A 25,106-nucleotide genomic window follows, 5' to 3' on the forward strand; every position below is an offset into this window, starting at 1 on the left:
ATTTATCACACCATGTTTCTAGTTATTCAGGACATACTTTCCTGCAAAGCGAGAAACCACGATGATGCAATCGACTGCGTTTGAACAACAAGCCCACAATCTGCTGATGGTCTTCGAATTAATGACTTATGTGATTAAAAAAGAGATGCCTGATAGCGACACCTTTTCTTACGAGGACAACGTTGAGCAAGAAATACTCCTGCACATGCTTAAACAACGCTTAGTGCGTGAAAAAATGTCCGCCGTTCAGATTGAACTCGCAATTTCATTTGCTGAGCAATTTATGCAAACAGGGCTAATTTCCATGGCACAGACCTAAGTAAAAGTTGAAAGGCCAAACCAATAGGAGCAACAAATGGAACACTCAACTTTTATTCATGTAAATCAGCTTAAAACATTTAGTCCTTGGAATGAACACTGCAAAGTCGTGTTGCTTGCAGATATTAAACTGAACGACCAAACCTCAATAGAGCTGCTGTTTACACGCTACATTTATCTTCACTTAAATTTAGATGGACATGTTCTAGGTGTGAGTATTAGCCAATCTATTTTTGAGGAGCATCCTGAGTTTAGCTCTCAGTTTTTAAACGACTTAGAAATGATGCAACTATTACTCATGTATGTTGATGATATAACAAATTTTTGCCAATTATTTGCCGCAGAGTTTGAGTATGTCTTAGGGTATCACCCGACAGTCTACTTTGAAGCCGCGGAACAATATTGGGAAAAGCAGATTATTGAAGTGCAATCTAACGCGCCTCAATAATCACCTACTAGCGAACCTCACGGTTCGCTTTTTTTATTTGCTTATAGCCTTAGCTCAATCTAAGTCGCCAACGCCCACAAACAGCGAACTATCAGATAAAATCGGCAATACACTGCACATTACAGTATCCGACCTGCAACCCACGTTTCCAATACATCAGCCAGTTTAATGAGTTGTTCTTGATGCTTGGATTTGTTTTTCGCTAGGTTTTGGATATTCAATAGCTTCCATCTCACCGCAGGTAGTGCCGCGACGCTCGGTTCATCAAACAATGACCAATCAGGCTGACCCTGTTTAAAAGATAATAAAAAGTCTCTGTCTTTTGCAGTAAAGTGATGCTGCAACGCTGTCAGCATTTCTGAGCGAGTTAAAACCAGCTCATCGAGTTTAATCGGCTTTGTCGTCATTCCATTGAATTCAGTTTGAAAGCTTTCATCAAGTGGTTTCCAGCGTGGAGACATCACTTCATTAATAGGCCTTGGATGGCTAAGTGTATAAGTGAGAAAGCCGACTAAAATCTCTCGAGTGATCCCCTCTTCCGCCAACAGCATTTTCACATCAAATAGATCCCTTGGGTGCTGCCTATCCATCGCTGCACATAACTTACCACCGTATAGATCAGGCAGGCTTACGACGGGGATCTCTGCATACCCAAACTCTTCTTCAACTAACTCAACGACTGGCATTAATACCGCTTTGTGTAGCGTACCTCTCGCAACAGGAGAGACTTCAATTTTTATTGTGACTCTATCACTTATCACGACAACCCTGAGCTCATCATATTTATTGTCTTGAAATACAGCACTAAGGTTCGGTTGTAGATTGATCTGTGCAGTCAAACGACCAAGCGCTTCCTTCACACTTTGTAGCGCTTGTTCCCTTGGCTCCAAAGGAAGATAAGCCAAATCGATATCGACCGATAAGCGTGGGAAGTTGCGTACAAATAGGTTGATAGCCGTACCGCCCTTTAGGGCAAATACCTTCTCTTGGGCGACGAGCGGCAGCATCCGAATAAGCAAGGTCACTTGCTGGTAGTATATCGATGACTTATTCATATTGATTTTCTTCTGTCTTAATAAACGATGCAGGCACTGTTATTTGATACCGTCCATCGTAACGGCCATGAGCCACCACCTGACGCTTTCCCGCACCAAGCGTGATTTGCTGCTCATCTAGCCTTTTGCTCCACTGGTGTTGATAGTAGTGGCCTAAAAAGAGAAATACGCGATTAGCTTGTACGGCTTCACTTCGATTCAGTATTGACTGTATTTTACGTGGACTGAGATTCACTAACCCTTGAAACAGCTCCGCGGCATGCTCAAAACTGATATGTTTGCCAATGGCATTGACGACCTCATAGGCTGCAAGCTCCGCACAACTTGCCTTAACCTCTCTATTGTTCACCCCTATAGTAATAAAGTCTTTTTCCAACGTTTGGGTCAGCTTGCTACTGGTATAAAAAAGCCAGTTTTGCGCCTCCAATTCGCGGAACCACTTTGGCAAAGCCTGCTTACTTTGACAGCCAACCCAAACTTGCTCGCTGCTTAGTTGAAGATAATGACTAAGCCCTTGATGCGTTAGGCTACTGACTCCCGCAAGGTGAACAGGAAGCTTTAGCTGCTCATTCACAGCCTTGAGCGCTTCAACCCAATGAGGCTGTAACTTGCCTGTTGACTCAGGACGAACGTAAACCCCCGCACTTATCTTGTACAACCAACCACTCTGCACATATTTTCTCACCAAAGATGAGCTGATCTCATTTTGTGTCAACCATGACTGAAGCACTACCGCACCAGGACTCGTATGATTAATAAGCCAGTTTATTTTTGATGACATAGTTGCACCATAAGTACCAAAATATAGAGTAAATTAAACCAACTATAGAAGCAGAGTTTATAAATTGCAATTACTTAGTACCCTAGGTACATGTTTGTCGAAAAATGCAAACTAGCAAAATGAGGGGAAGATTAGTTACCAGCAAAAGGCTAAGAAGGGATTCTTACTTAAAACGTTAAACTTAACCCCTGAACCCACAGAATTTCCGGTGCCCAATTCTAGTTATTGATAAGGACAATAACGAGGAGTTAATAATGAGTCAGTCACCGTTTATTCGCGTATATCAACGAAAATCAAAAAGCCCTTGGGATGATCATAGTACCGTCTTGTTACTCGCTGACATTGACGAAAATGATAACGATCCTAGAGCCTTACAATTCACTCGATATATCTATCTTCATCGCGACATCAAAGGACAACACTTAGGCATTAGCATCAGTAAATCACTTCTTGAGGAACATGCTGAGTTTGATACTCAGTATTTAATGGGCTTAGAAATGATGATGCTATTGTTGATGTATAAAGATGATATTTCTGCCTTTTGCGAGTTGTTTACCGCGGAGTTTCAACAGATATTCGGGTTGCCCCCGATTCTCTATTTTGACGCTGCTGAACAATTCTGGGCTGAGCAGATTATTGAAGCCGAAGCTTAAGCTAACATTCAGCAGTAATGCTAAGCGTTAGCCACTTACTTGCGAACCTGAAAGGGTTCGCTTTTCATACCTAATCAAACTTGTCTACGAATTAAGTCCATATTCATATTTAATGAAGCTCTAACAACACATGACAACACAAACGCTTTGGGACTTTTCCGAGTTAGACTGTTAGCTCGAATTAGTGAGTTTCGAATTAAAATTTCTATGTATTAATGCCTTGCTCACCGGAAAATTAGGAGCGTAGCGAGTAATTTTTCAGAGAGAGTAAATTGTTAGATTTCACCTGCATTTCTAAGCTGCCCCAAGGTCACCATATATTGGTTGGCAATGAGTTTAATTGCATAGCCAACATCCAATACTGGGAAATTCACTTGTTTACCGAACGCCTCTTGGAAGATGGTATCTAGACTCTTTCCATGCGTGTCAAAACTGGTGAGACGGTAAATAAAATATAGGTAACTTAGCCTATCACCATAATCGTTTTTAACCTGGGCAAGCATGCTATTTACATCCATTGCTCGATTCAGACTTGACCAAGAAGGATCTGAAGGCTCTAGCTTATCTTTATGAGGCAACAGCGGCTCATTTAAGAGCTTGTGGTAATCCAGCTTGAATGCATCAACCAGACTAGCGTATCGACTGGCTGTTTGAGCAGGAGCGTCAAATAAGTAGATAATCCAGAAATAGTTTTCCAGGATGGTTCTGGAAAGAATATGAGTTATATAGCGCTCATCAACACCAGCATTTTTGTCGCAGCTAAAGCTCTCAAGAAGAGTTCCTGCTATAGAATAAAAACGCAATGCTTCTTGACCAAAGAAACCATTTGCACCGCTTCTCGATCCAAGCTGCTTGATGGCTTCAAGTTCATTCTTCAACTGTTCAAAATAGTCTTGCATACGATTCCTTGAAAAATCTAACGCTTCAAGAAGCGGCGCGTTTTTCAGCGTCCGCCTTGCTTGGCTTGTGTACGCCCAGCATGGGCATGAACTAATGAGGTGGCCAAATTTAGTGTGCCACTACAGAGTAATTGTTGACTAAAATGTGATGCGAAGCGAAACCGAGCCAACTTTTACGAGTCCCGCTTGAACGAATGGTTATAACTTCCCATGCAATTTTAACAATTCGAACCATGGATCATCCGATTCAATTCTATGAACTGCTCTATGGCAGTTGGCACATAGTATCCCCATGTCAGATTCTGTTGTTTTTTCTCCAGCCTTTATTAAATTCAACGGCTTTTTGTGATGCGCTTCTGCATAACTAAAACCGTATAAATCCACAAAATCGTAATCGCATGCCTCACAGAATAATGAACCATTGTCTTTTACGAACCTCTCTTTGGCTCTCTTTACTAATTTTGGGTCTCGTTCTCTAATTTTATGAGTTCTAGTTCGATATTTTGTTTCATCAGAAGAATATTCATTTTCTACATCTTCACTACAATCACCTGCCCACATCACCCAAATTTTATTAAACTGACTATCAGTTAGTTTAAAATTTGTACCTTGCCTAGCTGTCAAGAGCTGCATTCCTGATAACTCCTCATCCCTTAATAGAAGTGATGACTCTACAAGACCTGATTTCAAATCTAGGCGAGCAGATTGCAGTTTTATACCGACTTTAATTTCTGAGACCTCCCTTTTTTCCCAATACTCTTCAAGTAAAAATTCAGGATGCTTTACATCTGATTTATGTACCGGAGGTTCGGCAATCACACCGAAACCAACTAAACCATAAGGATCTTTTGACTTACCTTTTGATCTCCATATAAATACTCGATCTCCACTTTGCATTTCATTTTGGTGTTTAGCATGCTTAACTGCCCAATAGATATAATCAAACTCACCTAAGTAAGTATCTACGTCAAAATCTTCTCTGTTCCCTCTAAAAATCCAATCTGCCATGAAATCTCCAAGAAGTTATAACGCCCAAATCTAGCGAATCCCCAGATAAATTCGATGGGATTCAAATAAGTAGACACGCATGATGCTGTTTGATCTAATCAATTTCGCCAAAAACCTACTAGATCCAACATCATGCGTGATATCGACATATTACACGATTTACTCAAAAAACAATGCCCTCAAATACACCCAAAACGCCTTAATTCTCTGATGGTTGCTACTGAGTCTTTACTCGATGGCAATCAACTCTCGTTAACCCAGTTAGGACGGAACATAACGGGTAACGTTGCACCAAAACACAATATCAAGCGTATTGACCGACTGCTCGGAAATCTACATGTTGTCAAAGATAAGTTCGCTATTTATCAATGGCATGCACAGTATCTCTGCGGCTCAAATCCGATGCCCATTATTCTTGTGGATTGGTCAGATGTGCGCGAACAACTGCGAATGATGACCTTACGCGCATCAATAAGTGTTAAAGGTCGCTCCATTACGTTGTACGAACGCACTTTTCTGTTTGAAGATTACAATGCCCCGCGCAGTCATAACGCTTTCTTAGCTGAGCTTGCTAACGTATTGCCGCCAGGATGCTGCCCGCTCATCGTCACCGATGCAGGTTATCGCAATACTTGGTTTAGGGAAGTCGAGCGCCATGGCTGGTTTTGGCTAGGTCGAGTTCGCGGTGATGTCAGTTTTATGCTCAACGGCCAAACATCATGGCAGTCAAATAAATCCCTCTACCCTAAGGCGAATTCAACCGCGAAATACATAGGTAGCGTCAAGTTAGCGCGCAAGTCTCCGCTACAATGTTGCCTGCACTTGTTTAAAGCTAAACCTAAGCTGCGTAAGGATAAACGTTCTTCTAAAGCTGGGCGAAATCACACCGCACAAAAGAGTTACAGCTTAGGGAGTAAAGAGCCTTGGCTACTCGCAACAAATCTACCGCCGGACTACTTTGGCCCTTCAAAGGTCGTCGATTTATATGCTAAGCGAATGCAAATTGAAGAAACCTTCCGCGATTTAAAAAGTCCGCAATATGGCATGGGCCTCAGACAAAGCCGCAGCAGTTGTCCAAAGCGATATGATGTATTGCTACTCATCGCTATACTCGCTGAAATTGTGTTGTGGTGTATTGGGTTAGCGGCGCAACACCTTGGATGGCAGCGATATTTTCAAGCCAATACAGTGAGAAAGCGTGCAGTGCTATCAATTGTTAGACTTGGAAAGGAAGTACGCAAAAGAGACAGATATCCGGTAAAGGAAACAATTTTTCGCTGGGCATTAATCGAATATATAAACTTAGTTCATGACGCTGGAAGACCCCAATTATGAGGGGATCCGCCAGCGCCCCCTGTTAAGGGGGGAGCAACACAATACCGAAGTCGCCGCATACCACCTTAACCAACGCATGGTAAAAATACCACGCGTTGCGAATCACACTTAAACAGTTTGTAATTCCTTGGTTAACTCGCTCAGGGCAATAATCAACTGACGTTGAATGAACAGGTGCTGAAACAGTAACTTGTTCAGATCACTTGTCTTAGTAAACGAATGGAATTGTGCTGCTTCAGCTTCCGTGACCTGTGCTCTTCGCAATTTGTGTAAGCTTTCACTCGTTACATAATTCAATACAAATACGCTGTTAACGACATTTACGAGCGGCAACGCAAAATGAACTCTTAGGTTACGGATATCTTTAAACATTCTATTGATAGCTAATGGATCATTTTCTGATTGTTCGCCTCCATCAGAAGGCATAAACGTTTCTTTTGCCATTGATGTGTTCTTAAACATCTGGCTGGAGTAGCCTAAATTAAGCATGTCTAATTCTGCTGCCTCGCGAATAGAGATCACTGCGGCAAAATATGCGCTCAAAAACCAGTTTGCTTGAGGCAGGTTTTCTTCTTTTGCATCTAAGTTGGAAAACTGTTGAGCAAAGTATCTAGACTCATTAAAACGGTCTATAGCTGCTGGCAGCTTTTTAAGTTCACTTGTTTCAAATTCCGAAGTGATTACCTGATTCTCAAAGCCACTCACATATCTCATATCAATCTCTTACTATAAATTATCGGGAGAGGCATAACGTCTTAGTATTTATGCGCATGCGCGTTTATCATGTTAGACCAGTGAAAATGCGAATCGTTAACTATTTGTATGGCAAAGAACTTATCAGCTTTTTATCAAATACACTATCAAGAAAAACGCGCATACGCGTTTTACAAGCCTATTATCTAAGTTTCGCTTTATATAAGTAATTAATTTTAAATAATTTTAGATGTTAATGATTGAGATAACGCGCACAAACATTGACTTAAAAACACTCAGAGCTACGCATTTTTGAATACGACTGTCTAGTCGCTCCAGTTTCGGCCACTTATGGTGAATTGCTGAAAGCAGAACATAGATGAGAATTTGTTGGGAAATGAGGTAGCTAGTTTGTGGTCAAACGCCCCGTGTTAACTCACTTTAGGGTATTAGCTTGTTAAGATAGATCGCCCTTGAATCTTATCGAAGTGAATAGAGGTTCATATAACTTCAGGTCACACGGACGTTATTCATTTAGATACTTATATTTCCATGTATGCTGAGAAGTTAGCCAGCATCTTGCGGCTTTAGGTGTTCCATTTCATTGAATATGTAGTCATTCAATATCACACGTTTGAAAAGTAACTTTCGCGTTACTTCAGGGACATCTACTTCGTTACACACGGATTCAAACTCTTGGATAATCGTATTAATCTGCGATCTGATAATTTCTTCCGCTTTTTCGGCCTTAATATTGAAGCTTGGTGCTGCTTTCAGACAAAGTGATAACAGAGACAAATTTGAATTGTCGAAGAGCTTCATTCCATGATTTGCCACCCCACCGCTATGGTTTTGTGGACAAATATCATAAGCAGGTGATAGAGATATTTTATCCCCTTCGACAAAGAAAGCGTGATTACGAGCATGGTCATCCGAATTGCCGATCAGCACGTTAAATACCATCCGTGCAAATAGCTCTTGGCTATCAGAGGCAAATGCGATGCAATACTGCTTCATAACGTTTACTAGGTCTACATAAGAAGCCTCGCTAGCCCATGCTTCATCTAAGCCTAAAACTGTCAGTCCGGACACCATAGAGCGACGACACCAAATACCACCAATCAACTCTCTATCGAATCGTTTAACAAGAAGAACATCCTTGCCTAATGCTTTTTTTAATACAACTTCGGCCACATTGAGTCCGGCTAACTTAGCTAACTTCATGGCTACGTATTCTGAATAGACAACCTCGTAAGTATCATTTTGGGATGAAAACTTAGCAATATACTTAACTTCGCCAGCAGTGATCATCGCTTTCGGACGAGCGCCTCCCAGCGATGTACAATGCATAAGTGCTTTATCCAAATCCAACGGGATTTTCTTACCTTGAGCGACGATTTCAGACACCAGGTATAACTCTTCAAGCGTGGCTGCATCAGTAGAACGATCAACATACTCAGTGGCCGATTCTTGAAAGTCGAGAGAACCGAACCGGTCTGAAGCGGAATGCATCAAATACGTCATTTCGTTAAACTCAGCATCGTAACTTTTGCTCATCAGCCGAGAAATAATGGCCCTACGTCCCCAAGCATCAGGAGCTGCATCACGCAAGCATGAGAATATAGACATACCTTGAACTGGCTGCATAGTACCAGCAGAAAGCGGTAATTCATGTGAGTAAATTGGCTCTGCATCTGGACGCTTCAAGTAAGACTGACCATAGGTAAAATGTTGGCCAGATTCATCAATAGTGAGTCTACCGGCTACCACAGGTTCTGACTGTCCTCTAAGCCATTTCCAAACGAAGCATTGGTTACTAGAAGTCGTCATCCAAAATTACCTTTTTCCTTCTTACTCGATTAGGCAGCAGTGCTTCTATTTTCGCATTTTTTTTATGTTTAATAGCAAACCGATTTTCATCGGTTTCAAATAAGGAAACACCTAACACCCAAGCAGTTTCGAAGTAAAGTCCGATACTTACAGACGGATCACCCTTAAGAATCTTTATCATAGTGGGCTTAGATGCCCCAACTCGTGAACACAGCTCTTCTACTGTGATTTTCTTTTCCTTACGCTGGATTGAAAGCAGAGTGGCGAAATGGGCTAGTGCAGCACTAGCAACAGTGCCAACTTGAATTTTATTCCTTCCCATAGAAAATTTCTCTTCACCATAAACCAATTAGAGTAAACAATAATTTACCAAAACCTGAATGTCAAAGTAATAGATTAAAACCAATTTGGTAAATACTAATTTACTGCAATACTTTTAAAGTAAACTGTATTTTACTCAAGAAACAGTCGTTGAAACGACAAAAAATGAACAGTAGAGATCCAATCTGAACCATCTATTGAATCACTGCTTTAATACGCTTCGGGGAAAAACGTTTTAAGGTATCAATCCACTTTTGGACATTTTCCAAGTTACAATTTTCAGTCGATATATCTATCTTCATCGCGACATCAAAGGACAACACTTAGGCATTAGCATCAGTAAATCGCTGCTTGAGGAACATGCTGACAACATGTGACAACACAAACGCAAAGCAGGAAAACAAAACCATTAAACAAATGCTGGATGAAATGGGTAGAGTAACCAGTGTGAACATCAACCCAATCCTTCAGGAAGGATTGAAACTGTGAGAGTAACTTCATGAACTTAATCCCCTTTGGCCTTCGTAGTGATGGCGTGTATATCGATGCAGAAGCCGCGACACGGGGCAAGGCTTGTAATTGTGTTTGTCCATCGTGTGGCATTTCTTTAATCGCTCGGCAGGGTGAAGTTTATGCCTCCCACTTTTCTCATGATCCCAAAGGCGGCTGTAAAGAAGAGATTGAGGCTTGCCAATTCTCCTTCTTTGTCTCGGTGCGCTACATGCTCAAGCAGATGCTGCAGGAGACAGGCATGTTGATGTTGCCACCTATGGAGATAAACTTCGAAGGCGACAAGCATGTCATTACCAAAAGCGCGAAAATAACCATTGAGCACAAGAACATAACACTTGATAGCTATGAGCAGGATGTGATGTTTGACTTAATCCTAATGGTATCAGCCCGCAAGTTATGCATTTACATAAGTCACCCTGGGCGCCCCGCACCGATATATAATAATTTGGGTGGGGATCATCGCACAGCGGTACTCAGTCTTGAATTAATCCATTTCTCGAAATTATTCAGTGAATCACACAAGCTAAAATCATCGACACAGCTGCTCCATGAATGGCTAGAAACAGCTATCAAGGGAAAGCATTGGATCTACAACCCAAGGGGAAATGAGTGGCTTGAGCACCAACAAAGTAGAAAGCAGCATGATGAACCCAAGACCACAAGAGACCGGATTAAAGAGCAAATAGCTAAGTTCGACCAAAGAATAGTCGTGATGTATCGCTGCGTATTCTGTAAATTGGACTTTGAAGGTAGCTCGTTACTCAACCTCTGCCCTAAGTGCAATGATCATCTGAGTGTTATTAAAAAGCCGGAGATTGCGCCCCAAAATCCACCCAAAGGGAAGTATCACTATAGATAAAGTGAGTGCATGATAAAGTAATTACAACTCTTCGAGAAAAATGATGATTCAACCGATTACAGAAACCAAAATGATTTACAAAATCACTTATCCCAATGGAAAGATCTACATTGATAAGGCTTGACCAATAGCATTAACTATTGGAAAAATGCGAGCGGTGAGCTTATAGTCAGGGATTTTACTACTTCAGAACGAATAGATATGGCCATTCACCGCAAGATCATTTATCAATCCACACCGACTCTACAGAGATAAATCGTATGGAGTAGGTTCTGATCAGAGAGCATAGGGTCAACGATCCAAGTATCGGATATAACCAATGGCCAAAGTTCGTTAGTAACTAACGACGCTAATCTACTTTAGTGGCAATTCAAAATGAAATTCCATTAATAATTCCTAACTGTTTTTAGTTGATAACCAAGAGGTGAAGCCCTGTCCTAAAAGAACTAAAATCTGGTAGTATATAGCTTTGGTCAAATGTTGATAATTCAGGGTATACTCTTTTACTTTGGCAAGATAAAGCGTACCACTTTTCAACAGTTGTCCTCTTCTACACCTCAATGTGAGTGTTGGAGTAATTATCTGAATTCTAGGGAATCAAATGGTTTTTGTTAAAAGAGAAATTTTTAGCTCAACCTCTCAGCTAGAAGCTGATTTCTGTGAGTACCCACCTGCCCCTTTGATTCGCCCTGCGCTAAAACCTACACAATTTTACCGAGTACAAGCTGCACATTTCAATCGATATTTATACTTATTATTTCAGATTTTTAGGTCGTTAATTAGTGGCGGAGATTCGAATAGTGAGTTTAATGCTGAGGTTAATAATTTACGACTATCTATAACTAAAATTCTAGTTGAACTACCAAATGAATTCTTCAAAATTAAAGAATCATGCCCAAGCAAGCTATTGTTTTTATTTATTATTTCAAGTTATATTCTAGTCGTGTTTTTATTCATACCTGTTCTAGTTTTGGTGTTCTTATATTCAGTGACTGCAATATTTATAAGCATTCTAAGAGGACGTTTAGGAAACTCCTTGGGTTACTTTGTTCCTATACAATTCAATGGAATGCCAGAGATAGTTGTTCACGGAACCCTTATCCCCAAGGAAACACGAACACTTGCCATTGCGGCTATATGTTCTCATGAGCATATCCACTTACGTCAATCGATAGTCTTTGCTTCAACATACAATCCTTGTAGAACTAATTCTGCGTTTGAGGGGAGGAAAGGTGAGTTAATCAAGGCACTGATTAATTCACCTGACGAAGACTTTAGTTCTTTTTCATATTATGCTTTGCTAAATGAAATGGAAGCACGACTACATGAGGTTGTGCTTTCTTACTATCGAAAATATCGAATTTTGCCAACATCGTATCATTCGTTCATTGAATTATTGATGGGCTCAAAGAATTTAGGAGAGCTTACCAGACTCTACGATAAGACATTTGGTGATAAATCTCAGCTATATAGTCAAATGCCATATGAGGTTCGTTATGAACCGATGGAGTGGCAAATACTATCTGTCATCAACAGATTTAAAGATCATAAACATTCCTACAGATACATAACGGAAGTTCTTCCCGTTATGTACCGAAATTTACTTATGTTATATGGTGGCGAACAAGAAGCCTCTGAATTTATAAAAACCGTTCCTTGCCACGACTTTTATATCGATTTATACGGTGAAGTTACTGGGTGAAACGGAAGATACTAAATTAATCTTTGAATCGCCACTATTTCACTAGACAACTTTGAGCCTCATTAGTGTACGTTTAACATAAATATAAAAACCTTCACCTAAACAGTGCTCATAAGCATAAGAAGGGTGTCTATGCTCTTCATCCGAGTCTATTAACTTAAGCAGTATTGTATGAATTTCTTCAGAATTTAACATACGAAAACCTTATAAAACTTTACTATCTAACCTTTGCCTGAAAGGTTTCAAAATTATTCAATGCATCAAACGCAGTAAACACATTCCAGCCATGACTTCTCAATACTTTCGCATTATCCATGTTAATTAACACAGCAACCTTGCGCCTAGGCCAACAAAGATCAATAGCTACCATATTGCTATTATTATTAATACCAATACCTAACTCAGCACCAGGTAAACCCATTGATTGACACTTTTGCAGTAGACCATCTAATGCAGTGTCTGCACATTCGCGTAAATTATTAAAATCAAACACATCGAACTTATGTTGTTCTCTTCGCAGTTGATTTATTTTAAGCACATCAGTATTGCTAACATAGATATGCCCATGATGAGGTTGTTTTTTATGACAATCTGCGCAAAGGACTCTTAAATTATCAGAACCATTATCTGCTTTATTGCCATTAATATGATGGGTATGCAACAACTTAGAGTCGTTTACTAAACAAACACCGCATTGCTCGCAAGTGTAATTTAAGTCACTTCTTAATTTTGAAGAGATCGCAGGCCAATCTGCAGTATAGCTGCTAGATACTTTGTTACTGTTCGTAGGTAAGCTTTTAAAGTATGAACTATACACTTCAAAAAATTGTTCAAAAGAAAAATGATTAAATACCATCTCTTTTACCGCATAGCTCTGAGTTGCATATCCCTTATAATTAAGGATTTTTAAGCAATTTTTGCAAACACCTAAAGCAGCCTCTCCCTTTATTTCTTCTTGATAGCTGTGCATTGAGCCAAAAACGGGAAATAAACCATCAACTCGATTAATAACATCATATCTCTTGAATCTACCAGTATTCCTCATTAATTCTAATGTAGAACATTCAGCAACATGAATACGACGTCCTTGCTTTCCATCTATCAGTACAGCTTCAATATCTTCACCTTGGTCAGGGATATAAAGCATGACTTGATGACCGTCATAATTCAAAATTCCATCAGAACCATCAATCTCATCAAGTTGGATATCCTTACCTAGAATAAGCCCCTTAATTAAATGACTACCTATGCTCTCAATTTCTGTTGACCGACTAGTAATAGTAAAGTTAGTAACAACTTTACCTAGCGGTGCCACAGCCCGATGTAAAGTACTAAAATCAACCGTCAGCTTCATTATTGTGCCTCTAATATCCGTTTAATCTGAATATCAGCATTTGTTATCGCTCTAAATGAAACTCGACGAGACATTGCTTCATCTTCCACATTATTTTTCATTATTAAGCGTGATGAAGAAAAACCAACAGCGGCGATATTCGCTTTGATCCACTCAGAGTCGTTTGGCATCAACGAATAACCATACTCTAAAACTGAGCGAGTACGACCTTGTGATAACTGCATATTATAAAAATATGCCTGTGCCTCAGTAGAGCCTCGAAGACCTAAACTTGATGTATGCCCCTCAATTCTGATTTCATCTAATGAATCCCTATAAGGTGTAAGCACCTTAATATATCTAGGGAAAAAATCATTCAAGATCTCCTTATAGGCATCGCTTAACCGTGTTTCATTATTAGCAAATAACACATCTGGTGATTGAAAGTTAAAGGCGAGCGTTTCCTTATCAATGGTCGCTCCCCACTTATCAAGATCATTTTTAAACTCATCTTCCAATGCTTGATAAATGGCCACTTGGTTTTCCTGATACGCGACAGCGACGTCTTTTATTTTGTCGTTTTCCTTCTGAGTAATCATCATGAACACAATCGCAATGAATAGAAAAACCATCATTAAACCGGCCATTAAGTCAGACACAGTTAACCAATGTTCACCACTGTCCTGTGCACCATTGCTAGTACCAAATATCTTGTCCATTAGGCTACTCGCTGATTAACAACTTCATTCATGGCTTGAGTTAACTTAATGTAATCGTCAACAAACTTACCACTGACTTGAGCTAGCGCTTGTCCCATCTCGTTCATGACACGGTTTATTTCCTGCTGCATTGCCGTATCAATCAGTTTAAGTTGTGAATCAACAGCTTCACCTGTTAAGCCTACCTGATGCTTCACTTGTTCTTCCATGGCATCAAATGTGCGTTTGGCTTGGTTGATTTGCTGAGTAGCAGCGTCATCAATCACTTCATTAAGTCGTTGTTGTAGTTTTTCAGCTGATTTAACGACGGTGTCACGGACATTCTCAGTGTCAGTGACTAAGTTTTGGTTTGCTTCTTTCATTGTGGAAGTCATATCTTTAGCGTCTGCAACTAACTTTTCAATCATGTCACGCATGGTGCTATTCAAGTCACTTACCGCATCTTGCAAATGTTGCTTGATAATTTCAGTCTGGGATTGCAGATAATCAGAACTTGTCTGTAAGCTTTCATTTGTACGGGATGTATTATTGGTAAATTCAGTCGCTGCTGTATCGATATTTTTACTGATGATATCAGAGCTCTCAGTTAAGCGAGCACCGACACTGTTAATCCCTTTCTCTGTTTCGCTGGCAAACTTCTCTAATAGATCATTTGACGTTTTCACATGATTTTTAATGTAATCATCAGACTCGGTTAGCAAGGTCTTATAATGCTCACTTGCAGTATTAACCGCCGCAGAAATATCTTCGACGGTGCTTTGAACTTGCGCTCTAATTTCAGGCACAGCTTTAACCGCTTCATCACGCATTAATTTAAAGGCTTCCAAATGGCGTTCAAGCTCAGCTAATTGATGCTGATTAACTTCCATTACGCCTTTTAGTTCATGCATAGATTGCGGGATGATTTTACTTTGCTCACTAATATGCGCAACTGATGACTCTGTTGCTGAAATGGACTCGACACCTTGGGCATATTGCTGCTGCATTTGCTCAAGTTGTAACTTATAGTTTTCTTGCCATTCAACAAGCTTAATCACTGCCTCATTTAGCAGTTTAAAGTTATCACCAAACTGCTCGGTTAAATTATTATTGAAATCTGCAATGACCTGTTTGAGGGCTTCAATCACTTGCTCTGTGGCAGACTTAGACAAAGTATCAGCAAAGTCTTGCAGTTTAAGCCAAAGCTTCTCAGAAAATGCGTCAAACTTTTCTTGTTGCTTAATGGATTGTTCTTGCAGAATTTTTGCCGACAATTTGGCATTGTCATTAATGTCACCACGCAGAATTTTAAGTTGCCCAAATAATGTGGATTCTTCATTACCCACAAGCGCATCTTTTAAAGTACGGGTTTCAGTAACTTGTGCCTGCATCGCACCTAATATTGCCTCAGGCGTAGCATGCGAAATACTCTCTTCAAGCTGCTTAGGCCTCAAAAAAGAAAATGTCGCTAATGTTTTGAAAATCAACGAGAGCAAAATACCCGCTAAACTGGTAATAAAAGCCGTTTTTAACCCTTCAAGTAAAGGCGGAATACTGGCTTCAATATCGAGCTGATTAAAATCTAACAAGCCCAATACAATGCCCAGAAATGTACCAAAAATACCCATAGTGGTTAATAATGTCGGTACATAATTCACAAACTCAACTTGCTTTGCTTGTTTAGTAAAAAATAACCCTAATGCACACACTAAAGCCATCAACACTAAAATGGCACTACTCACCGATTGTGTATTAAGGCTTCGTAATAAACTCTCTAATATTTCCATATATTTTATATCTTTCTGTAGTTAAGGTAAGTGGTTAAATTGCCTGTTCGACGATGGCGTCGGTGAGGTGCAGTTGGGTGATTTGCGCATCCGCTAAACGGACTTTGAGTTGATCACAAAGTGCCATTAACTCTTCGACTTTAGCGACAATCCGGTGTTGCTCTTCGAGTGGAGGTAAAGGTATTACTATACTTCGGCTCTTAGTTACAGAAATGTTATCTTGACCAGCAGTTCCTATTAATTCAATACTTTGAAGAAACACTCCTGATATTAGATAAGTATAAATATAACTATTAAGTTTTAACTCAAGGGGTCTAAAAAAGACTATAGCTTGATTACAATTCCATTCAGGGTATTCGTCAGGAATTATTGCGATTTTACCTAATGGTGGGCCTACAATATTCATCACGACATCACCTGGATATAAAATTGAACGAGTCAACTTATTGGTGTGGTGATTTGACTCAACAAATTGTGACCGATGATAAAAGTCAATTTTTTGGTTTTTTATATTGTAAACTTTTAAATATGGTACTCCCGTTTCTTCATTAAACTTTTCTTTTGGTGGAGTAGAACCAGAAGTTATGGCAAAACAAATGTCATCAAGCCTTACGTAAGACCACCCGAGAGGAAGCTCAAATAGTTTTTCTTCGTCGGTGATGGCGGGCAGTGGCTTCTGCTTTTTGATTTTCCCCTCTTTGAACAGTTGGGCTTTTTCTTTGGCGATACGCGCAAGTAGTTTGGCTGCTGGTTCGTCATTAGGGTCTTGTTTGACTAGCTTACCCATCACGGCAAGTTGCAGGATGGTTTGCTTTAGGGTGTCGATGCTGGCGCTAGTAGTGAACAAGATGTCGAAGTGCTCGGCAACACGTTGCCAGTCCTTAACAACACTATTTGTAACAGGCAGCTCAAGGCTGTTTTCAGAAGCACGCTCAAGGCTGACATCAGCTTGACTTGCCGTATTAGCAGCCGTTTGTGGCAGTAGCAGCGCATTGAGCAGGGTTTCTACTAAGGTTTGGTGTGCCGCAATGCTCGCTTCGGTTTGCGTTTCAAGGGCATCACACAAGCTCATCAACTCATCGACTTTAGCGACGATACGGCGTTGTTCTGCGATAGGAGCTACAGGTATCCATAACCTTGGAATATCCCCAAGGTTTAGTTTATTAGTATGGCTTCCTCCTGCTTTAATCTCATCATACTGCCTAAGTAATAGTGGACTATGGAATACCTTGTGAAGATACCCGGATAATAACGATTCATTAAAAAACTTTAATAAACCAACGCTTACGAAAAGACTGAAAGGCTCAGACGTATCAACTATTGTTGCTCTACCTAATGTACCAATACGGCAAATCAGAATATCACCAAGTTCAGGATTACAACGTTGATTAATCTCCTCGTGCTGCTCCTGTGAAATATATTTACAGTCTGCAAAAGAAACTGTTTTTCCATCTATATCTTTGACGGATATAAAAGGTACTCCACTTTCAATGTATTTAGGGGTGTGATGGACACCATCAGTAACTTGCTTAGATAATTCGTTTACTCGACTCCACTCCCACCCTTGCGGCAACTCAAACGGCTTTTCTTCTTCACTAATCTCAGGCAACGGCTTTTGTTTTTTAAGTTTACCTTCTTTCACCAACTGCGCTTTTTCAGCGGCTATGCACTCAAGCAAGACTGAGGCGGGTTCATCATTCACATCTTGCGGCACTAACTTACCACGTACGGCGAGTTCTAAAATCAGCTCGCGCAGTTTTTTGATGCCATAAAGGGCTTTGTTTCCTAAATCGAGTCAGCGAACAAAACTCTCATCATTGTTCAAATATCAAGCTACATAGTGGGTTTCAGGCATACCTAGCCCAGTAAGCTTGTTCAAAGCCCTAATCATCGCGTAAGTTTCTCCCACCTGAGCGTTATAATTCCGCATGCTCAACGTGCCTCCTAGCAGTTGTTTTACCCTGTACATGGCGGTTTCTGAGATTGAACGGCGATGATAACCATACCGTTTTTTCCACTGCTTATTTGAGCCATGAAGCTGTTGCCAACTGACGGCTAAGTTTCGTGGATGCCCTTGTTCCCATAGCGCAGCACCTTCCCTAGGTGGAATGAGCACTAAAGCGCGTTTTCGACGAACGGCTTCGTGACAGGCTTTCGTGTCGTAAGCACCATCACCCGAGATATTACGGATTTTTCGATGGGTTTGCTTAAGTAAATTGGGCATCACTTCAGCGTCTGTGACACCTGATAAACTGAGTTCTGCGGCAATAATTTCATGGCTATGTGTATCTACGGCAATATGCAGTTTACGCCACACTCGGCGCTTTCCATCTGTACCATGTTTCTTCACTTTCCACTCACCTTCGCCATAGACCTTCAAGCCTGTTGAGTCGATAGCTAAGTGCTTAATGGCGCCGCGAGTCTTGGTTTTAAAAGCAATATTGACCGTTTTCGCGCGTTTACTGATGCAGGTGTAATGCGGGCAAGATAATGGGATGTCACCCAGTTTAAACACTGAATTGATGAAGCCTTGTAAGGCTCGCAGTGGCATAGAGAAAATACGCTTGACCATCAACGCAGTGGTAATGGCCAAGTCGCTAAACACTCGAGGGCGACCTTTCTTGGGCTGCTCGACTTTGGCTTTCCACTTAGCAATTGCATCCTCATCAATCCAGAAGGTAAGTGAACCGCGGTTGATTAAGGCTTGGTTGTATTGCTTCCAGTTGGTTGTTTTATAGTGAGGTTTTGACACGGTTGATGGGTAAGTTGATAGGCGATGCCGATCAGATCTGCGGCTACGGTTTTAGTTCAACCTATTTAGGAAACAAGGCCGCCATAAAGCGAAAACTTATTGGAACTGCCACGGCCTGCTGAAGACTTTTGCTCTATCGCAGTCGTCCAAATATCAAGGTGAGTGGTAATTAAATTTTCAGCCGTTGGCGTGGCTTTGATATTGCGAGCGTGAGTGTCTGTTATGGATAAATCAGCCATTACTTGCCCTCACCGTCTGATGCTGCCGAAGGTGACGATAATGAGGCAGACAAGATGCCTTTGAGTTGGTCACGCAAGGCTTGAATATCCGCTTGTTGTTTAGCGTAATCGGCTAACAAGGTTTGCGGATCATGGCTTACCACTTCGCCCACATGGGGGTTTTTAATATCGAGGTTGTAGTTACGGGCAATAATGTCGTCGATGGAGACTTTCCATGCTTGCTCGTTTTCGACCCGCGCTGCAAAACCATCGGCTTCATCGCCCCACCACGCAAGTTCTGTTTCAAACTCTTCAAACTTCATCGGTTTGGTTTTGTTGTAGTTTTTTACCCCTGCTGGATAAGGGTGCTCGTAAAACCAGATGTCTTTGGTGGGCTGGCCTTTAGTGAAAAACAGGATATTGGTTTTAATGCCCGTGTAAGGATTAAACACACCATTAGGTAAACGCACTATGGTGTGCAGATTACATTCTTCGAGCAGCATTTTTTTGATTTTGGTTTTAACGCCTTCACCAAATAAGGTGCCATCGGGCAATACCACGGCGGCGCGGCCGCCCTTGCCATTTGTTGCAGGGGCTAGCACCTCAATAATTAACTGTAAAAATAAGTCGGCGGTTTCGCGGGTTTGAAACTCACTGGGGAAGTTTTTTTCAATGCCGTCTTCTTCGGTGCCACCAAAGGGTGGATTGGTGATGATAACGTCAACCTGCTCGTCCCAACTTGAAAGCGGTTTGTTTAAGGTGTTGCCGTGTTTAATTTGCACCGGCACTTCAATGCCGTGCAACATCATGTTGGTGGTACACAATAAATGCGGTAATTGCTTTTTTTCCACACCAAATATTTGCTGTTGCAGGGTTTGATGGTCGTCTGCTGTTTTAACGTAGTTGGCTTTAACGTGGTCAAAAGCGCAAGCTAAAAAGCCGCCGGTACCACAGGCCGGATCCATAATCGACTCACCCAGCTTGGGGTCGGTTACCGCCACAATAAACTTAGTAATGGCACGCGGGGTATAAAACTCGCCCGCGTTACCAGCACTTTGTAAGTCTTTTAATATTTGCTCGTACAAGTCACCAAACAAATGCCGCTCGTTTGAGTCGGTAAAGTCGATTTCATTGAGTTTATTGATGACTTGGCGCAAAAGCGTGCCGTTTTTCATGTAGTTAAAAGCATCTGAAAACGCCGCTTTTACCACATAACCGCGAGGATTTTTATCTATTGGTGCGGTGAGATTTTTAAGATCAGGGAATAGCTCATCATTGACAAATTCAAGTAGCTCGTTACCTGTGATGCCTTCGTTATCGGCCGCCCAATTGCGCCATAAAAAATCACTCGGGATAGGTGTACTGTAATCATCGAGTTCTAGCTCTAACTGCTCTTCTTGGGCATCGAATACTTTTAAGAACAGTAACCAAGACATTTGGCCTAGTCGCTGGGCATCGCCATCGACGCCGGCATCTTTACGCATAATGTCTTGAATAGATTTAACGGCTGAACTGATAGACATAAATTTCTCTTTTCGTTTTTAATGCTTAACGCTTAATTTTTAGTTGTAAGTAAAACGCACCAAAGTACGCACTGCTTATTAGACTGATTATTGTGCTATTTGGTAGATTTCGGCTTCTAACTCACTAATGGCTTGTTCGTACTGGGGTTTGCCACCAAAGCCTTTTTTGATGATGTCACTTAAACTGCCTATGTCATTAAATGGCTGAACTTTAAGCACTTGCAGATTTTCAATTTCTTGCACGCCCACATCGGCGTATTTTACCAATAAATTCTCGAGTACGGCTTGGGCCGTGTCGGAATATTTAGTGAAATAATTACGTTTTTTAACGTTATTAGCCCGTTCAGCGCGGGTTAACGGCGGTTGGTCGTAGACGACATGGCAAATCATATCGAAGGGATCCATGTCTTTGCCCACTTCTTCCTCAAGTGCAGACCAAATAATCCCCTCTTGCGCCAGCTCATCGATTACCGCTTGTTTACGGTCGGCGTCATTCCAACGCCTGACAAACTCATCAAGCGAACTGAACTGTTTCGCCATGGTTTTACGGGTGTAATCCTTAAAGGATTCAGTGACCAGTTTGCCGTCGCTGTCGTAATACTGCACCCGCTCAGCAACTTTGCTGACTGTCACGCCAGATACGCGGTACTTGTTAACCTTACGAGTTTCGCCTTCGTCCCATTCACTTTCATCAAAGCTACCATCGCCTTGAGGATCATTTTTGGTGTTGTCTTGGTCTTGGCCTTCGCCTTGTTGCTCATCTTGAATGTCCCCCTGAACATCTTCCTCGTTTGGTTCATCATCAGCGGCATCAATATCCACGTCTTCATCTTCAATGTCTTCTGGCGTCACTTTAATGATTTTTTCAGGGGTACCATCAAAACGTTCGTCGGCAAATAACTCGGTTGCCTTTTTGAAATCCAGAATGGTAAACCATAACTTATTGTATTTATCATCTATTCGAGTGCCGCGACCGATGATCTGCTTAAATTTAGTCATGGATTGAATATTTTGATCGAGCACCACTAACTTACAGGTTTTCGCATCGACACCTGTGGTCATGAGTTCTGAGGTGGTCGCAATAACCGGATAGGCCTTTTTAGGGTTGATGAAGTTATCCAGCTGGGCTTTGCCGAGTTCATCATCACCGGTGATCTTCATAACGTATTTGTCATTTTTCGCCATTTGCTCAGGGTTAAGATTGGCAAGTGCGCGTCGCATCCGTTCGGCGTGATCAATATCGTTGCAAAAAACAATGGTTTTACCCATAGGATCGGTGCGTTTAAGGTAGTTAGTTATGGTTTCGGCCACCAACTGAGTACGCTCATCAATCACCATAGTGCGGTCAAAGTCTTTTTGGTTATAGATCCTGTCTTCGATAACTTCGCCATTGTTGTCGATTTGGCCCTTTGTGGGTCGCCAGCCTTGTAAGTCCACATCAATATCCACCCGAACCACTTTATAAGGCGCTAAGAAACCATCGTCGATACCTTCTTTGAGCGAATAGGTGTAAAGCGGATCGCCAAAATAATCAGAGTTAGAGACCTCATCGGTTTCTTTTGGGGTTGCGGTTAAGCCCACTTGCGCGGCACTGCTAAAATACTCGAGAATTTCGCGCCAAGCGCTGTCGTCACTGGCACTGCCACGATGACATTCATCAATAATGATCAGGTCAAAAAAGTCTGGAGCGACTTGTTTAAACGCTTTTTGACTCTCATCAGGGCCAGTCAGTGCTTGATAAAGTGCTAGATGGATTTCATAAGCAGGATCGACTGTTCGGCCAGTAATTTTGGTCATCGATGTGCCAAAGGGCTGAAAATCGTTTATGCGAGTTTGATCGACCAAAATATTACGGTCAGCGAGGAATAAAATGCGTTTCTTGGCACGGGATTTCCATAACCGCCAGATGATTTGAAATGCTGTGTAGGTTTTACCTGTGCCCGTTGCCATCACCAGCAATACCCGATCTTTACCCGATGAGATAGCTTCAACGGTTTTATTGATGGCTTGCAACTGATAATAACGCGGGTGCTTACCCGTGCCGTCATCGTAATAGGCTTCGTTAATGATAGGTAACTGCGCTGCGGTATAACCTTTCCAAATACAATATTTAGCCCAGAGTTCTTCAGGACTAGGAAAATCTTCTAAGCGGATTTCGGATTCAAGGTTGTGAGCCTCTGGCGTGCCCGGGCTGTTTGTGATGGCATGGGTCTTGTCGTGGAATATAAAACCATCGCCGTTAGAGGCAAACACAAAGGGAACATCGAGCAAATGAGCATAATCGAGTGCTTGTTGTATGCCCTTACCGACTTCATGCTTATTCGCTTTAGCCTCAATCACCGCCAGCGGCATACTCGGTTTATGGTAGAGCACAATGTCGGCTGACTTAACCGTTGTGCGCATGCCCATTTGACCCCGAACAATCACCTTACCATCACGCAACTTCACCTCCTGGCGAATTTGCGTCATATCATCCCAACCCGCATTTTTTACCGCAGGCATGATGAACTTTGTGATGATGTCTGTTTCGGTTAACTTTGCTTTATTGATGCTCGCGTTATGGTTGACCATTACTAATCCAATTCCCTCTAGATAGATAACCGAATATTCTGGTTATTGAGTTTGCCACAAAGCCCTTAAGTAACCTAGGGTTAGAACAGCAATTACCCTGTAATTATCTTATTTTGTGTTTTACATCAAAACCAAATAACGTGGACATTTCATCATAAATATCCAATCAACTGATTAATTTGCCCGAGGATGTGCTTACTTATCTATGTGGGGAACAGGGACGACCTCGCAATGAAGCCTTAACAGGCTGAAATAATAAAAAATTATTATTTCAGATGGCAGTACCAAAGTGTGCAGCCGACTTCATCTACTGGTAATGCATTGTAAAATCTTTGTATACCCTTCAAAAGGCACTTAGGTGCCTTTTGTCGTTTGTGGAAATTAGAGATTGTTTGTTAGCGATAAAACCTTTCGGTGAGTTCATCACACAGCAGAGTACGATAGATAATTCGTTGCTTAAGTGATGCCGCATCTTGCGCGGTTAATAAAGGCTGACGAGTCTTTTTATCAGGCCTTGTGGTTAGCTCATCATAGAGCTGCTCATGAAGTCGTTTAATGTCGCTAAAAATGTGCAAGGATTGAGAAAACAGCATGACCTTATCGTAGTAGCCTTGCCCTATTCCATCATGCCATTTCAATAAAATGGTTTGCCGCGCGGCTTTTGTCTTAAAGGAATGCTCCATTTCGACGGCACAAATTGTTCCATCCACCTCCCTCACTATCCCATCCACATTTCGCACGCTGCTGTGAGTAAAACGCCGTTTAAACTCGGGTTCAGTCATCATGGCACACCATAGCGGATTTGGCTCTCCATTAGGCTTGTGATGATGGATGCCTTTCAACAACACAAACTGCATGATTAAGTCGTGCATTAAAGTGTTCTGGTTCACTTGCAGCGCCGGATGCTCTTTCGCACGATAATAGACTGCAACATTCAGTAACTCTTCGGCGTATTTTGCGCCACTGTAAGTGAGTGTATAAACACGGCCATCGTGGGAACGATGGGTAGTAACGAGGCAGAGCAGTTGCTCTTGGACAAGCTTATTTAAATGCTCCAGAGATTGCCGATGGCTGATGCCATAGAGCCAAGCAATGTTACTCGGTGAAATCAGACCGAATCGAGCCACCAATTTCATGGTGAACTCGCGGCGGATTTTCCCCGTTTTATTGTTATTTACACCAGGTCGATATTGCATATCGAAATTCAAAAACGGGTCGTATCGAAGTGGAAGATTCGCGACCGATTTATCCTTTGCGCTACTGTGTGATGTCATTAAAAATACCTTTGATTAAATGGGTACAATTAACTAGCCATCGAGGGGACAAATTTAACGCATTGATGATATTTTTGAGTGAATAGTTGCAGATTTTCATCACGATAAACTGCTTTCATCCTGTCGGAATGAAAATAGCGATGAACATCGCTACCAAGCCAGCCTTTGGCTGATGAGTCACTTGCTGCGCAAACGACTCAGATGCCCTGAAGCGCCCGCCAGCTCTGATGACTCGTCATCGACGCTGGCTTACGAACTCCGTTCTAGCACTCCACGACATCAGACGCGCATGCACCGAGCTACGCTCTGTACTAACCGCATTTTCGCCGCTCACGTCGAGGGGGCGATGTGCCATCTTATTCCCCCTCGCGTCTCGCTCACTTTTCTCACGAAAAGTCTGGGGTTTAGGGGTGTATTTGTGCCAAATTCACCCCTAAATTTTGCTGAGGCAAAACTAAAATGCGGTTAGTACAGACCAGCTGTACATGCGCGTGCTCCTTTGAGCCATTACTGCGTAATCGCCCAAATCCGCGCT

General features: G+C 41.7%; 22 protein-coding genes. 6 read left to right on the plus strand and 16 right to left on the minus strand.

The window, feature by feature from the left end; all coding sequences use genetic code 11:
- Positions 1–61: 61 nt before the first annotated feature.
- Both DYH48_RS10625 and DYH48_RS10630 read left to right on the plus strand, forming a co-directional pair.
- The gene (locus DYH48_RS10625; protein ID WP_012089077.1) at positions 62–319 is read left to right on the plus strand and encodes a hypothetical protein; all 258 of its coding nucleotides are present in this window, start codon (positions 62–64) and stop codon (positions 317–319) included.
- 36 nt (positions 320–355) lie between these two features.
- On the plus strand, positions 356–766 hold the full coding sequence (locus DYH48_RS10630; RefSeq protein ID WP_012089076.1) for a hypothetical protein: 411 nt from the start codon (positions 356–358) through the stop codon (positions 764–766).
- A gap of 119 nt (positions 767–885) precedes the next feature.
- Here the strand turns inward: DYH48_RS10630 and DYH48_RS10635 are convergent, their stop codons facing one another.
- Together DYH48_RS10635 and DYH48_RS10640 are read right to left on the minus strand one after the other, a co-directional pair.
- The gene (locus tag DYH48_RS10635) at positions 886–1,821 is read right to left on the minus strand and encodes a nucleotidyl transferase AbiEii/AbiGii toxin family protein (RefSeq protein ID WP_115334744.1); all 936 of its coding nucleotides are present in this window, start codon (positions 1,819–1,821) and stop codon (positions 886–888) included.
- Positions 1,814–2,602: a type IV toxin-antitoxin system AbiEi family antitoxin gene (locus DYH48_RS10640; RefSeq protein ID WP_115334745.1), complete on the minus strand. Its 789-nt coding sequence runs from the start codon at positions 2,600–2,602 to the stop codon at positions 1,814–1,816. Before DYH48_RS10640 ends, DYH48_RS10635 begins: the two co-directional genes overlap by 8 nt.
- A gap of 254 nt (positions 2,603–2,856) precedes the next feature.
- On the opposite strand from DYH48_RS10640, the gene DYH48_RS10645 reads away from it, so the two are divergent.
- The gene (locus tag DYH48_RS10645) at positions 2,857–3,255 is read left to right on the plus strand and encodes a hypothetical protein (RefSeq protein WP_115334746.1); all 399 of its coding nucleotides are present in this window, start codon (positions 2,857–2,859) and stop codon (positions 3,253–3,255) included.
- Positions 3,256–3,530: 275 nt separating this feature from the next.
- On the opposite strand, the gene DYH48_RS10650 is transcribed toward DYH48_RS10645, so the two are convergent.
- Both DYH48_RS10650 and DYH48_RS10655 read right to left on the minus strand, forming a co-directional pair.
- A complete protein-coding gene (locus DYH48_RS10650) occupies positions 3,531–4,154 on the minus strand; it encodes a hypothetical protein (RefSeq protein WP_115334747.1) in 624 nt (207 codons plus the stop codon).
- Positions 4,155–4,352: 198 nt separating this feature from the next.
- Positions 4,353–5,162: an EVE domain-containing protein gene (locus DYH48_RS10655; protein WP_115334748.1), complete on the minus strand. Its 810-nt coding sequence runs from the start codon at positions 5,160–5,162 to the stop codon at positions 4,353–4,355.
- Positions 5,163–5,294: 132 nt separating this feature from the next.
- Here DYH48_RS10655 and DYH48_RS10660 point away from each other — a divergent pair, with 132 nt between their 5' ends.
- Positions 5,295–6,497: an IS4 family transposase gene (locus DYH48_RS10660; RefSeq protein WP_115334749.1), complete on the plus strand. Its 1,203-nt coding sequence runs from the start codon at positions 5,295–5,297 to the stop codon at positions 6,495–6,497.
- A gap of 108 nt (positions 6,498–6,605) precedes the next feature.
- On the opposite strand, the gene DYH48_RS10670 is transcribed toward DYH48_RS10660, so the two are convergent.
- The 3 genes from DYH48_RS10670 to DYH48_RS10680 form a co-directional block, all read right to left on the minus strand.
- Complete coding sequence (locus DYH48_RS10670; RefSeq protein WP_115334751.1) at positions 6,606–7,211, minus strand: hypothetical protein; 606 nt, start codon at positions 7,209–7,211, stop codon at positions 6,606–6,608.
- A gap of 546 nt (positions 7,212–7,757) precedes the next feature.
- Positions 7,758–9,020 (minus strand): type II toxin-antitoxin system HipA family toxin, encoded by a 1,263-nt coding sequence (locus tag DYH48_RS10675; RefSeq protein ID WP_115334752.1) that lies wholly within the window; start codon positions 9,018–9,020, stop codon positions 7,758–7,760.
- Positions 9,007–9,342, minus strand: a complete 336-nt coding sequence (locus tag DYH48_RS10680; RefSeq protein ID WP_115334753.1) for a helix-turn-helix domain-containing protein — start codon at positions 9,340–9,342, stop codon at positions 9,007–9,009. Before DYH48_RS10680 ends, DYH48_RS10675 begins: the two co-directional genes overlap by 14 nt.
- Before the next feature lie 498 nt (positions 9,343–9,840).
- Between DYH48_RS10680 and DYH48_RS10685 the strand changes: the two genes are divergently transcribed.
- A complete protein-coding gene (locus DYH48_RS10685; protein WP_115334754.1) occupies positions 9,841–10,713 on the plus strand; it encodes a competence protein CoiA family protein in 873 nt (290 codons plus the stop codon).
- Positions 10,714–11,314: 601 nt separating this feature from the next.
- Positions 11,315–12,415: a hypothetical protein gene (locus DYH48_RS10695; RefSeq protein WP_115334755.1), complete on the plus strand. Its 1,101-nt coding sequence runs from the start codon at positions 11,315–11,317 to the stop codon at positions 12,413–12,415.
- 217 nt (positions 12,416–12,632) lie between these two features.
- Here the strand turns inward: DYH48_RS10695 and DYH48_RS10700 are convergent, their stop codons facing one another.
- The 9 genes from DYH48_RS10700 to DYH48_RS10740 all read right to left on the minus strand — a co-directional run bounded on the left by DYH48_RS10700 (position 12,633) and on the right by DYH48_RS10740 (position 24,571).
- The gene (locus DYH48_RS10700; protein ID WP_115334756.1) at positions 12,633–13,769 is read right to left on the minus strand and encodes an HNH endonuclease; all 1,137 of its coding nucleotides are present in this window, start codon (positions 13,767–13,769) and stop codon (positions 12,633–12,635) included.
- Positions 13,769–14,467, minus strand: coding sequence for an OmpA family protein (locus DYH48_RS10705; RefSeq protein ID WP_115334757.1), 699 nt, complete (start codon positions 14,465–14,467; stop codon positions 13,769–13,771). The genes DYH48_RS10700 and DYH48_RS10705 overlap by 1 nt, the downstream gene beginning before the upstream one ends.
- The gene (locus tag DYH48_RS10710; RefSeq protein WP_115334758.1) at positions 14,467–16,233 is read right to left on the minus strand and encodes a MotA/TolQ/ExbB proton channel family protein; all 1,767 of its coding nucleotides are present in this window, start codon (positions 16,231–16,233) and stop codon (positions 14,467–14,469) included. The genes DYH48_RS10705 and DYH48_RS10710 overlap by 1 nt, the downstream gene beginning before the upstream one ends.
- Positions 16,234–16,267: 34 nt before the next feature.
- A complete protein-coding gene (locus DYH48_RS10715; protein ID WP_218565651.1) occupies positions 16,268–17,947 on the minus strand; it encodes a restriction endonuclease subunit S in 1,680 nt (559 codons plus the stop codon).
- Between the two features lie 114 nt (positions 17,948–18,061).
- Positions 18,062–18,985, minus strand: a complete 924-nt coding sequence (locus DYH48_RS10720) for an IS5 family transposase (protein WP_012088175.1) — start codon at positions 18,983–18,985, stop codon at positions 18,062–18,064.
- A gap of 65 nt (positions 18,986–19,050) precedes the next feature.
- Positions 19,051–19,224, minus strand: coding sequence for a hypothetical protein (locus tag DYH48_RS23695; RefSeq protein WP_172481179.1), 174 nt, complete (start codon positions 19,222–19,224; stop codon positions 19,051–19,053).
- Positions 19,224–20,726 carry a type I restriction-modification system subunit M gene (locus DYH48_RS10730; RefSeq protein WP_115334760.1) on the minus strand — a complete coding sequence of 501 codons (1,503 nt, stop codon included), beginning with the start codon at positions 20,724–20,726 and terminating at the stop codon, positions 19,224–19,226. The genes DYH48_RS23695 and DYH48_RS10730 overlap by 1 nt, the downstream gene beginning before the upstream one ends.
- A gap of 87 nt (positions 20,727–20,813) precedes the next feature.
- Positions 20,814–23,297: an EcoAI/FtnUII family type I restriction enzme subunit R gene (gene hsdR / locus DYH48_RS10735; RefSeq protein WP_115334761.1), complete on the minus strand. Its 2,484-nt coding sequence runs from the start codon at positions 23,295–23,297 to the stop codon at positions 20,814–20,816.
- Positions 23,298–23,692: 395 nt separating this feature from the next.
- Entirely contained in the window at positions 23,693–24,571 is an 879-nt protein-coding gene (locus DYH48_RS10740) for a hypothetical protein (protein ID WP_107946797.1), read from the minus strand.
- Between the last annotated feature and the right edge of the window lie 535 nt (positions 24,572–25,106).

It is taken from the genome of Shewanella baltica, assembly GCF_900456975.1.
GTDB classification, from domain to species: Bacteria; Pseudomonadota; Gammaproteobacteria; order Enterobacterales; family Shewanellaceae; genus Shewanella; species Shewanella baltica.